This window comes from Collimonas sp. OK412 (genome assembly GCF_900112135.1).
Lineage (GTDB): Bacteria > Pseudomonadota > Gammaproteobacteria > Burkholderiales > Burkholderiaceae_D > Collimonas > Collimonas rhizosphaerae.
Genome location: NZ_FOLC01000012.1, coordinates 20,547 through 32,716 on the forward strand (window position 1 = coordinate 20,547; position 12,170 = coordinate 32,716).

Consider the following 12,170-nt stretch of genomic DNA (forward strand, 5'->3'; position numbering starts at 1 on the left):
GGCGGTTGCCTCAGTGGAGAGAGAGCATGGACAAAGCTGCTGTAGGGGGAGCGTGCGCATGGAATTCTCTTGGCTTGGAAACAAGTTTGAGGCGGACACCAGTTGCCGTAACCAGGCTTTGGCAGCGACGGCCGGGAAGGCAGCCAGCCGCCGCATCGCATAGGTTACGAGGCAAAAGTGATAACGATGTTGCAAGTAAAAAAACGAAGTAACATTGTTACTGTACAGAAAGTAAAAAACGCCGAAACTGTCACTTTTCACAGGCTGTTGCATTGCGGAAAATCACAGTAGACTAATGCGCACCCAGTCTTTTGATTGCATTTTTACCAATTCTGGTGGTATTTGCATCGGTAATGCAGGGATCCCGTCTTGCCTTCCCACGCCACGCCAGACTGCTCGAAAGCACAAGCTCCCGCCATGACCGAAATGACCGAAGAACTCGCAGCAGAAAACGCGGTTCCTGCCGACCGGGCGGGGCTGCCGCCGGTATTGCTGCATCGCGGTTTCCTGCTGCTGATGGTGGGGTCATTCGCCGCCTTCCTGGGCGAGCAGCTGACCACGGTGGCGTTGCCCTGGCTGGTGCTGAAGCTGAGCAACGACAGCCTGGCGCTGGGCACGGTGCTGGCTGTGGTGGCGGTGCCGAAAATCCTGTTCCTGGTGCTCGCCGGCGTGGTGGTGGACCGGCATTCGCCGCGCACTGTGCTGGTATGCGCGCTGGCCGGCGGCACCGTCCTGCTGACGGCAGTCGGCGCGATGCTGCTGCATGACTTGCTGGCGCTGTGGATGGTCTACCTGTTTGCCTGCGGGATGGGACTGGCGGGCGCTTTTGCGATTCCGGCGCGGGTCGCCATGCTGCCCAGGCTGATCGACCCGCGCCAGCTGCAGCCGGCGAACGCCATGCTCATGGGCATCACCCAGGTGTCGATGCTGGGCGGGCCGCTCCTGGCCGGGCTGCTGGCGGCGTCGGCGGATGGGCTGGGACTGGTTTTCTTGCTGAATGCTTGCTGTTTCCTGCTTGCCACGGTCACCGTGCCGCGTCTGCAGCCGCGTCCGCAGCCGGCGCAGAGTCATCATGTGCCGCTGCTTGCCACCATTGTTCCCGCTGCAAAATGGCTGTGGTCCGACCGCGTGCTGAGGACGCTGATCAGTTACTGGGCCGTGGTCACGTTGCTGCTGGCCGGCCCGGTGCAGGTAGGGCTGCCGCTGTGGGTGGACCGCCAGCTGGGCGGCGGCGCTTCGGCGTTCGGCATACTGATCGCCGCCAACTGCCTGGGCCAATTGGTCGGCATCGTTTGCTCCGGCTTGCGCGCCAGGAAAGTGGCCAATCTCGGCGTCGCGGTCTGCCTGATCGACGGCCTGGCGGGCATGGCCGTGCTCGGCATGGGATTCACCCATGTCCTTGAGGCCGGCCTGGCGCTGATGCTTGCGGTCGGCGTCGGCGCCGGCTACGTGCAGGTCGGATTGTTCACCTGGATCCAGCGCAGGATTCCGACCGAACTCCACGGCCGGGTGCTCAGCATCCTGATGCTGATCCTGATCACGATTGCGCCGCTGTCGGCGCTGATTGCCGGTTACCTGATCCTGTACGTGACACCGTCCCAGCTTTTCATTTACAGCGGCATGCTGCTGTCGCTGTTTGCCATGCTCATGCTGCTGCATCCAGATTTGAGGAAGCTACGCAACTAGCCGCGCCGCGGTTTGGCCGCCGCGGCGTGGCAAACAGGGATTCGCTGTAGAATATTTCTAAGCGGAAAGGAACTGTCATCCCATGCTCCGGTCAGACTTGAATCCGGCGTGAGGCTGCCATCGGCAAGAAGACGGCAGCAATGTTTTTCTGCACGTCTTCACTGTATCTGTTTCAGAAACGGAGTTTGACAGTCATGGCAAAAATCCCCCTCCCAGGCAGCGAACGCAGCCTCCCTTCCGGCGCCAAAAGCGTCGGCAGCGCTGCCCCCGCCGAGCAGCTCGAAGTGACTGTCGTCATGCGCCGCAGCGCGGACCAGGAGTTGTGCGACATCGTCGACAGACAATGCGCCGGCGCGGCGGTTGCGGCGCATCTCTCGCGCGAAGAATTCGCCCGGAAGTTTTCCGCCTCGCCGCAAGATATCGCCAAGGTGACCGCATTTGCACGCGACCATGGATTGCAGGTGGTGCGCGAAGATCCTGCTTGCAGCACCGTCACGCTGAGCGGTACCGTGTCGCAGTTCAACCAGGTATTCGATGTCGACCTGCAGCGTTACGAATCGCATCTTGGCAACTATCGGGGCCGCACCGGCGCGGTCCACATCCCGGCCGAGCTGCAGGATATCGTGACGGCGGTGGTCGGCCTCGACAACCGCCCGCAAGCGCGCCCGCTGTTCCGCCTGCAGCCGCCGTTCCGCTTCGCGCCGCACAATGCCGCCACCGCCTCCTTCCTGCCGACCCAGTTTGCATCCCTGTACGACTTTCCCGACAACCTCGGCGCCGGCCAGTGCATCGCCATCATCGAACTGGGCGGCGGTTACCGCGACGCCGACCAGCAAGCTTATTTTTCCAAACTGGGCATCGCGCTGCCGAAGATCAGCGCGGTCACGGTGAACGGCCCCGGCAACCAGCCTAGCGGCGATGCCAACGGCGCCGACGGCGAGGTGGTGCTGGATATCCAGATTGCCGGCGCGCTGGCGCCCGAAGCGCATATCGTGGTGTATTTTTCGACCAATACGGATGCCGGTTTCCTCAACGCGCTCAACAGCGCCGTGCATGACAACGTCAACCGGCCGTCCGTCGTCTCGATCAGCTGGGGCAGCGCCGAACCGCGCTGGACGCAGCAAGCCATGCAATCGTTCAATGCAGCGCTGCAGGCGGCGGCCGCGATGGGAGTTACGGTGTGCGTCGCCTCCGGCGACAGCGGTTCGAGCGACGGCGTGGCCGGCGGCAACCATGTCGATTTTCCGGCGTCCAGCCCGTACGTGCTGGCTTGCGGCGGCACCCGCCTGCAGGCGGCCGGGCAGGCGATCGAGAGCGAGGTGGTGTGGAACGGCGGCACGCAGGGCGGCGCCGGCGGTGGCGGCGTCAGCGCGGTGTTTGCGCTGCCGGCCTGGCAAAAGAGCCTGGTGCTTATCGGCAGCGACGGCAAGCATCAGCCGCTGGCGAAGCGCGGCGTGCCGGATGTGGCCGGCAACGCCGATCCGGTTACCGGCTACCAGGTGTATATCGACGGCGCCGACGCGGTAGTGGGCGGCACCAGCGCGGTGGCGCCGCTGTGGGCGGCTTTGCTGGCCCGTATCAACACGGCGAAGGGCAGCGCGGTCGGTTTCGTCAATCCGAAGCTGTACCAGCAGCAGGCTGCCTTCCACGACGTCACGCAGGGCAACAACGGCTACTTTGCCGCGGCGCCCGGCTGGGACGCCTGCACCGGACTGGGCAGCCCGGACGGCAAGAAACTGGCAAGCGTGCTGTAGCAGCGGCGCCCGGCGGGCCGCAACTTCGACCAAGGAGAGATCATGAGCAGCAACCATGCATCGGCCCGCGCAGCGGACCCAGCCGGCGACCAGCCTTGTTTCGACCCGACCGCCTACGGCACGGGGCCGAGCGATTCGGTGGCCGAGGCGTCCGAGAATGCGGCGGTCACCCATCACGCCACCACGATAGGCCAGCGCGCCTATCAATACACCGCCACCGCCGGCCACCTGGTGGCGGTCGACGCCGATACTTCGCAGCCGGCTGCAAAAATCTTCTACGTCGCGTTTACCGTCGACGGCCAGGACCTGAATGCGCGCCCGGTCACGTTCTTCTATAACGGCGGGCCGGGCTCGTCGTCGGTGTTCGTGCTGCTGGGTTCGTTTGCGCCCAAGCGCATCAAGACCTCGATGCCGGGCTTCACGCCACCGCCTCCTTATACCCTGGAAGAGAATCCCGACAGCCTGCTCGACAAGAGCGACCTGGTATTCATCAATCCGGTCGGCACCGGTTATTCCGCCGCCATCGCGCCGTTCAAGAACAAGGATTTCTGGGGCGTCGACCAGGACGCCCGGTCGATCAGGCAATTCATCAAGCGCTACCTGACCGCCAACGACCGCTGGAATTCGCCCAAATTCCTGTTCGGCGAATCGTATGGCACGCCGCGCAGCGCGGTGCTGTCGTACCTGCTGCACGAAGACGGCGTGGACCTGAACGGCATCACCCTGCAATCGTCGATCCTCGATTATGCGCAAGCCGGCAATCCGGTAGGCGCGCTGCCGACCGCGGTGGCGGATGCCTGGTATCACAGGAAAACCAGCGTGACGCCGGCGCCGGCGGACTTGCCGTCGCTGATGGCGAGCGCCGCGCTGTTTGCGCGCAGCGACTACGCCACGGCGCTGGAAAAATTTCCCAAGGCCGATCCGGCCACGCTGCAGAAACTGAGCGATTTCACCGGCATCGACCCGACCACCCTGACCGCCTGGGGACTGGACATCACCGCCGGCGACAGCCACGGCAGGACGCTGTTCCTGATCAGCCTGCTGCAAAGCCAGGGACTGGCGCTGGGCGCCTACGATGGCCGCGTGACCGGCATCGACACCGGCATCGCCGCTGACATCTCGCCCAACGCGGGAGGCAACGATCCCAGCATGACGGCGGTGGCCGGCGTGTATACGGCGATGTGGAACAACTACCTGAACGATGGCTTGAAGTTCACTTCGAATTCCGCCTTCACCGACTTGAACGACAAAGCGTTCCAGAACTGGGATTTCAGCCACACCGATCCGACCGGCGCCCAGAAGGGCATCGACGCCAAGGGCGACGTCATCCTGTACACCGCCGGCGACCTGGCCGCGACCATGAGCTTGAACGTCGACTTGAAAGTGCTGTCCGCAAACGGCTACTACGATTTCGTCACACCGTTCTACCAGACCGTGATGGACCTGCAGAAAATGCCGCTGGCCGATGCGGCCGTGCGCAAGAACCTGAGCGCGAAATTTTACCCGTCCGGCCACATGATCTACCTGGAAGCAGGTTCACGCACCGCCTTGAAAGCCGATGTGGCGGCGATGATCGACGCTGCGACATCCGATCACCAAGCGATGGCCAGGATCAGGTCGCTGCAGGCGCTCAAAGGCGGCTAGCCGCCTGCAGGTCGACGTAGGCGCCCTCGACCAGCTGCCCGGGCTGGACGCCGATCCTTGCCATCAAGGCGTGCGCTTCGTCCACACCTGTTTGCGGGGATTCACCGGCGTCGAGCACCACTTCAAGTTCCAGGAATTCACCCAAGCCTTTGACGCGGTCAAGATGGATGCGGGTGCGGCCGGCCAGGTACAGCGTGCGCTGCTTCTCGACCCGACCGGCTTGCCCGTGCGCCTCGGACAATACCGCGCGCAGCAGTTCCGGTTCGGCGGTAGCCGAGATCAGGTAATACGATTCCTTTGGTCCTTGCTGGTTGGAGCGGCGGTAGAAAATCAGCTGGCCGCTGCCGTCGCCGAAGGCGCGCAGCTTGAGCCTGCCGTTGGCGCAGTTGAAGAAGGTGTCGTCCTGGGTGATTTCAACCGGGCCTTCATCTGCCATCGCCGCCACCCTGGCGACCAGATCCGCTGTGATGTCGATGCGCGCTTTTATTTCTATGTTGCTTGCCATGTGCTGCTTCCAGGGTTGTCGGATACGGGCAAAGCATAGCAGGATCTTTTCGCCGACAGACAGCGCTCCGGCTGCTGCGCCATCTATCACCGAGACGTAATCAGGGCGTCACCGTTGCGTAATATTTCATGTATAGAGTCGGGCCATTCTTACTTTATGGAAACAACATGGCGCACTCAAGTCGTAGGAAATTCCTCAAAGATTCCGTGGCAGCGATGGGTGCAACCATGTTGCCTCCGGCCGTGCAGCAAGCGCTGGCGGCGCCCGCGGCGAGCGGCACGCTGGGCTCGGTTGCCCATGTCGTGATCCTGTGCCAGGAAAACCGTTCGTTCGATCATTATTTCGGCACCATCAAAGGCGCGCGCGGTTTCAACGACGATCACGCTGCGACGGTCCAGGCCACCAGCCGCAACGTCTTCACCCAGGCCGACAGCGTCGGCAGCCTGTACACGCCATGGCGCCTGAATTCCGGCACCAGCTCGGCGCAGTGGCTGTCGGATGTGCCGCACGACCTGGCCAGCGGCACCGCCGCCTGGAACAAAGGCCGCAGCGACAAATGGATCCCGAACAAGGGGATGAATGCGATCACCTACATGACGCGCAACGACATCCCTTACCACTATGCGCTGGCGGATGCCTTCACCCTGTGCGACAACTATTTCTGCTCGGCGCGGACCTCCACCAATCCGAACCGCCTGTACCTGATGAGCGGCACCATCGATCCGCAAGGCTTGCACGGCGGGCCGGCCACCACCAACGGCTTTACCTACGGCTCGCTGACCTGGCAAACCTATCCTGAAGCGCTGCAGGCCGCCGGCATCTCCTGGCGCACTTACCAGGAAGTCGACAATTACGACGACAACGCCCTGGCCTGGTTCAAGCAGTTCCAGAACCTGCCGGCCAATTCGCCCCTGTACATCAACGGCGTGCAGACCCGGGTGCTGGCCGATTTCCAGAACGATGTGATGCAAGACACCTTGCCTGCGGTGTCCTGGATCGTGGCGCCGGCGGCCAAGTCCGAGCACCCCAGCGGCTCGCCGAATGTCGGCGTCGATTACGTCAACCAGTACCTGCAGGCGCTGGCGTCGAATCCGGCGGTGTGGGCCAAGACGGTATTCATTTATACCTACGACGAGAACGGCGGTTTCTACGATCACGTCACCACGCCGACGCCGCCGCCAGGCACCGCCAACGAATTCGTCAGCGGCGTGCCGATCGGCCTCGGCTCGCGGGTGCCGACCATCGTCTGTTCTCCGTGGAGCCGCGGCGGCTGGGTCGCCAGCGAAGTGTTCGACCACACCTCGACCATCCAATTCCTGGAAAAATGGACCGGCGTCACTTGCCCCAACATCAGCCAGTGGCGGCGCGACATCTGCGGCGACCTGACCTCCTGCTTCGACTTCTCGGTCAGCAATGCGGCATTCCCGGTGTTGCCGGACACAGTGGCGCTGGCGGCGCAAGCCAATGCCCAGAAGAGCCTGCCAAAACCGGTTCCGCCAGCACCCGGCACCGTCATGCCAGCCTACGAGACCGGGCAAAAACCGCTGCGCGTGCAGCCCTACCAGCTCAACGGCTGGCTGACCCAGGATTTCGCCGGCCAGCAAGTGTGGACCAACTGGAGCAACGGCGGCAGCAAGCCGGCGCCGCTGCAAATCAACGTCGACAACTATCGCAGCGACAATCCGTGGATGTACACCATGGCCGCCAACGCTGCCTCCAGCGACTATTGGCACGTGATCAGCTACGGCGGCGGTTATTACGACCTGGAGATGATCGGCCCCAACCAGTTCTACCGGCGCTTCAAAGGCTATCTCAGCGCCACCGCGTGGCAGGGGCAGCCGGAACCGCAGGTGAAGCTGACCAACAACGGCGTCGGGCAGGCGGTCAGCATCCTGTTCGACAATAGCGCGACCACCAATACCGCGGTGTTCACGGTGCTGGACCGCATCACCTCCGGCAGCCTGGTCAGCCAGACTGTCACGGTAGCGGCGAAACAGACCGCCACGCTGCAATTGAATACCACCGGCGGCTGGTATGACCTGAAGATCAGCCTGGGCGGCGACAGCAATTTCATGCAGTCGGTGGTCGGCTACACCGAAGGCCATCAGGGTTTGACCAGGCCGCCGGTATTGCGCTGGTAAGTTCGTGACCGGGCCGGGGCGGTCGACAACACGATCGCCCCGGCCCACAGCAAGGTGCGGTAATGAATGAGAAAAAATTTGCGCTGGGCATAGGATTGGCCGGCATCGCATTTATTGCGCTGCTGGCGTACTTGAGCGCGCCGGACTTGCTGCCCAGGCCGGCCGTGGTGCTGCGTCCCGCAGGCGGCAGCGCTGCCAGCCCAACCGATCGCGCCGTTGCGGCGACGCCAGCCGCAACGGTTGCCAAAGCCGCTGCCGATTGTTCTGCCGAGCGCCTGGACTCCTGGCGGCTCATGAGCGTGGCCGCGGGCGGCTACCGGCAAGGCGGGTTCGCCGTGCTGAACAATGCGTTGCGCGGCACCGTCACGGTGGCCGAAACCCAGGTTTTCGATGGCGACCTGCAGCTGGAAAAGATTACCGGCAACACGGCCGAACTGCGCTGCGGCGAGATCCGGCAAACCAGGGTGCTGGCAGACAGCCGCGGCGCGGCGCCGGAAATGCGGACGGCATTGCCGGATCCGGGCGCCGGCGGACTGTAGCCGACGGCAGTGCACGGAACCCCGGCTCATGGCATGCTTATGGCAGAGCAGCATTACTTCCATCCGTTGAATTCCCATCAAGGGCGATGCCATGAAACGCTATTTTCCCTACCTTGTTGCCGCCATGCTTTTTGTTCCGTTTGCTGCAGGCGCGGCCACCGGCAGCCACGATTTTTCAAACATTTTCAAAGCTTGCTACGCCGCTGCCAATGCCAGCGAGGAATCGAAATCAGCGTGCCTGGGCGAAGAGCTGACCCTGCAAAGCAAGGCAGCCGCAGAACTGCATCAATCGACATCGCAGCTGTTGAGCGGCGCCGAGAGGCAGCAGCTTACCGATGATTTTGTGGCTTGGAAGAAAAACATCCTGCTGGATTGCTCGATCCAGGCTGACAGCAAGACTGTGCCGCTGGAACGGGAAAACGCCAGGGAGTATTGCCTGATCGAACGAACAATCGGACGCATGGATGCCTATGAGGCGATCCGGCAAGATAAGACCCTGAGGCGATAAGCCTGCCATTGCCGTTTGATTTCTCAGGGAAGAGCTGATTTTGTCCAATATATTAATTTGTCCATTTTTTTTGGACATTTCATCATATTGGACATCCCCTGATCCGCCCGCACGCCAACTTTACATTTTCCCTAAACGCGAAGCGCGTTTGACCGCTTGCGGCGGCTGCCCGACCGTGCGCAGGAAAGCGCGCCGCATGCGTTCGGTATCCGAAAATCCGGTTTCCCTCGCCACCACGTCGATCGAGTGGCTGCTGTCCTCCAGCATGGCGCGCGCCGCTTCGACCCTTAACGCTTCCACCGCCTTGGCGGGCGATTTCCCGGTCTCGTTGCGGAACGCCCGGCTGAACTGGCGCCGGCTCAGGTGGGCGGCGTCGGCCAGTTCATCTACCGACAATTCCTTTGCCAGGTTGCGCTTGGCGTAGCTGAGCGCGCTCTGGATCCGGTCCGACTTCGCTTCCATTTCCAGCAGCGCTGAAAACTGCGACTGGCCGCCGCTGCGGCGGTGGTAGACCACCATCATCCTGGCGATCAGGCGGGCGTTGGCCGTCCCCAGGTCCTGCTCCACCAGCGCCAGGCTCAAATCGATGCAGGCGGTCATGCCGGCCGAAGTCCAGATGTTGCCGTCATTGATGAAAATGCGGTCCTCTTCCACCCGGGTCTTGGGATACAGGTGCTGCAGTTCGCGCGCCTGCGCCCAGTGCGTGGTGACACGGCGGCCGTTCAGCAGCTCGGCCTCGGCCAGCAGGAAGGCGCCGGTGCAGATGCTGGCGGTGCGGCGCGAAGCGGCGCAGGACTGGCGCAGGAAATCGATGAAGCGGGGCGACGACACCACCGGCGACATGGAGCCGGTGACCATCACCGTGTCGTAGACATGCGCGTCGAATGCAATGCTGTCGACCTTGACCCCGGACGAACTGCGCACCGGGCCGCCATGTTCGGACAGCAGCATCAGATCGTAAAACGGCCCGCCGGGACAATCGTTGGCCAGCTCGAAGACGGCGACGGCGGCCATGTCGACCAGCTGGAAGCCCTCGAAAACGACAAAAGCGATGGTTTTTTTCATGTTGACCCAATTCGAGGTAAATACGTCACTTGGGACATAGATTGAACTCCTACACTGGGCTTGTCAATCTTTAAAACCAGCTGGACCGGCAGTCCGGCATCACTTTCCAAGGATACAAAATGTCTACCCAAACTACCCGTGCCGCCCAAGGCACAGCCCTCATCACCGGCGCCTCGACCGGCATCGGCGCCATCTACGCCGACCGCCTGGCGCGCCGCGGCTACGACCTGATCCTGGTCGCCCGCAACCAGGAAAAGCTGGATCAACTGGCAAGCCAGTTGTCTGGCAGTACCGGCCGCAAGGTCGACGTCATCAAGGCCGACCTCAGCGTCACGGCCGACCTGCGGGCCATCGAGCGGCGCCTGGCCGATGATGCGAGCATTACCATGCTGGTCAACAATGCGGGCCTTGGCGCGACCAAGAGCCTGATCGAATCGACGCCGGAAGAACTTGACGACCTGATTACATTGAATGTGCAGGCGCTGACCCGCCTGACGCGCGCCGTGGCGCCGGCGATGGTGGCGCGCGGGAATGGCACCATCGTCAATATTTCTTCCATGGTGGCGGTATCGCCGGAAACGCTGAACGGCACTTACGGCGGCACCAAAGCCTATGTGCTGGCGCTGACCCAGTCGTTGCATCATGAACTTGGGGCCAAAGGCGTGCGCGTGCAGGCCGTGCTGCCGGGCGCCATTCGCACGCCATTCTGGGATCGCGCCGGCCTGCCGGTGCAGCACCTGCCGCAAGAAATCGTGATGGATGCGGCAGACCTGGTCGATGCTGCCCTCGCCGGGCTGGACCAAGGCGAGCTGGCGACCGTGCCGTCGCTGCCGGACCTGGCCGACTGGGACCGTTTCGAAGCTGCGCGCCAGGCGCTCAAGCCCAACCTGTCGCATGTCAAGCCGGCGGCGCGCTACAAGGTTGGCGCCTGACCTGGCGTCTTGCGTATCGGGTGCAGGCGCCGCCTGCACCCGGAATAATCTCCTTCGGCGCGGTAAGGCGCACAGTGTAGGGCGTGGTAGGGCGTGGTAGGGCAGCGTATTACGCCGCATGAGATGTCTATGAGAATGCTGCATCATCCGAATCAAACATACGGCGCAATACGCTGCGCTATTGGCGCCCTACGCTTTACCGCGTTCTTCAGTTTGCAGTCGCGTGATTTATTGTCAGTCGTCATACAACTTTGCGTGAGCAACAAATCTTCATTCCCAGACTGATACGTATGCATACAATATGAGGGAATAAATCTGATTGCTAAAATATTTTTTGCTGCTTATACTGCGATTAAGTTGTAGGATGACTGATAACAAAGAAATTTCGCAAGCAGGCCAAGACCTGCGCTGGTTCTGCCAAAAACAGGAGACAAGGTGACTACCGATAAAACGTCGATCAATATCGACCGCTTGGGCGGCCTGCGGTGCGCCGTCGGCGAAAGCCCGCTGTGGAGCCCGAAAGAGGGCGCCTGGTACTGGGTCGATATTCCTGCCAGGACGGTCTGGCGCTGGCATGCCGCATCAGGTTCGGCGCGCAGCTGGACGCTGCCGGAAATGGTCGGCTGCATCGCGCTGAAAGACGATGGCGGCTTGGTGGCCGGAATGGAAACCGGGATTTTCAGCCTGCGCCTGGACGAGGCGCAAGCCGCCGCGGCAGAAAAACTGGCGAGCCCGGCCGGCCTGCGCGAAGGCATGCGCTTCAACGACGGCCGCTGCGACCGCCAGGGCCGTTTCTGGAGCGGCACCATGTTCCTCGACATGGCCGCGGCGCGCGCCGATGGCCACCTGTACCGCTATACGCCGCAGGGCCTGTCGCTGCCGATGGTCTCCAAGCTGATAGTCCAGAACGGCCTGGCCTGGTCGCCCGACGGCCGCACCATGTATCTCTCGGATTCGCATGTGTCGCGCCAGCTGATTTGGGCCTACGACTACGACATTGACGACGGCGTACCCAGCGCGCAACGGATTTTCGCCGACATGAACCAGCATCCCGGCAGGCCGGACGGCGCCGCGGTCGATGTCGACGGCTGTTACTGGACCTGCGGCAACGACGGCGGCTGTATCCTGCGCTTTACGCCCGAAGGCAAGCTGGACCGGCGCATCGATTTGCCGATGGCAAAACCTGCGATGTGCGCATTCGGCGGCGCCGGGCTGGATACCTTGCTGGTGACGTCGATCAGCGCCGGCCAGGCTGCGGACGATGAATGGGCCGGCGCAGTTGTCGCGTTGCGGCCCGGGGTGGCCGGACTGCCGGAGACTGAATTCAAGACCCAGGCAGCGGCTAAGCCGGGCAGCGATTCTTTGTAAACAAATCAAATAAAAACCAGGAGACAGA

10 protein-coding genes are annotated in these 12,170 nt (G+C 62.5%); 8 read left to right on the forward strand and 2 right to left on the reverse strand.

Annotated features, from left to right (window positions below; all coding sequences use genetic code 11):
* The first annotated feature begins 417 nt into the window (after window positions 1-417).
* The 3 genes from BM062_RS13855 to BM062_RS13865 all read left to right on the forward strand — a co-directional run bounded on the left by BM062_RS13855 (window position 418) and on the right by BM062_RS13865 (window position 5,084).
* Window positions 418-1,686 carry an MFS transporter gene (locus BM062_RS13855; RefSeq protein WP_092397779.1) on the forward strand — a complete coding sequence of 423 codons (1,269 nt, stop codon included), beginning with the start codon at window positions 418-420 and terminating at the stop codon, window positions 1,684-1,686.
* Window positions 1,687-1,880: 194 nt separating this feature from the next.
* The gene (locus BM062_RS13860) at window positions 1,881-3,440 is read left to right on the forward strand and encodes a S53 family peptidase (protein WP_092397781.1); all 1,560 of its coding nucleotides are present in this window, start codon (window positions 1,881-1,883) and stop codon (window positions 3,438-3,440) included.
* Between the two features lie 42 nt (window positions 3,441-3,482).
* A complete protein-coding gene (locus BM062_RS13865; protein WP_092397783.1) occupies window positions 3,483-5,084 on the forward strand; it encodes a S10 family peptidase in 1,602 nt (533 codons plus the stop codon).
* Here the strand turns inward: BM062_RS13865 and BM062_RS13870 are convergent.
* Window positions 5,071-5,589 (reverse strand): class IV adenylate cyclase, encoded by a 519-nt coding sequence (locus tag BM062_RS13870; protein ID WP_092397785.1) that lies wholly within the window; start codon window positions 5,587-5,589, stop codon window positions 5,071-5,073. The two genes, BM062_RS13865 and BM062_RS13870, sit on opposite strands and share 14 nt — an antisense overlap.
* Window positions 5,590-5,756: 167 nt before the next feature.
* On the opposite strand from BM062_RS13870, the gene BM062_RS13875 reads away from it, so the two are divergent.
* From BM062_RS13875 to BM062_RS13885, 3 genes are all read left to right on the forward strand, one after another.
* Entirely contained in the window at window positions 5,757-7,730 is a 1,974-nt protein-coding gene (locus tag BM062_RS13875; RefSeq protein ID WP_175501003.1) for a phosphocholine-specific phospholipase C, read from the forward strand.
* 62 nt (window positions 7,731-7,792) lie between these two features.
* Entirely contained in the window at window positions 7,793-8,269 is a 477-nt protein-coding gene (locus tag BM062_RS13880; RefSeq protein ID WP_092397789.1) for a hypothetical protein, read from the forward strand.
* A 91-nt stretch (window positions 8,270-8,360) separates the two neighbouring features.
* On the forward strand, window positions 8,361-8,777 hold the full coding sequence (locus BM062_RS13885; protein WP_092397791.1) for a hypothetical protein: 417 nt from the start codon (window positions 8,361-8,363) through the stop codon (window positions 8,775-8,777).
* A 120-nt stretch (window positions 8,778-8,897) separates the two neighbouring features.
* On the opposite strand, the gene BM062_RS13890 is transcribed toward BM062_RS13885, so the two are convergent.
* Window positions 8,898-9,842 carry a GlxA family transcriptional regulator gene (locus BM062_RS13890; RefSeq protein ID WP_092397793.1) on the reverse strand — a complete coding sequence of 315 codons (945 nt, stop codon included), beginning with the start codon at window positions 9,840-9,842 and terminating at the stop codon, window positions 8,898-8,900.
* Window positions 9,843-9,961: 119 nt separating this feature from the next.
* Here BM062_RS13890 and BM062_RS13895 point away from each other — a divergent pair, with 119 nt between their 5' ends.
* A complete protein-coding gene (locus BM062_RS13895) occupies window positions 9,962-10,774 on the forward strand; it encodes an SDR family NAD(P)-dependent oxidoreductase (protein WP_092397795.1) in 813 nt (270 codons plus the stop codon).
* A gap of 435 nt (window positions 10,775-11,209) precedes the next feature.
* Entirely contained in the window at window positions 11,210-12,142 is a 933-nt protein-coding gene (locus BM062_RS13900; protein WP_371326587.1) for an SMP-30/gluconolactonase/LRE family protein, read from the forward strand.
* Window positions 12,143-12,170: the final 28 nt, after the last annotated feature.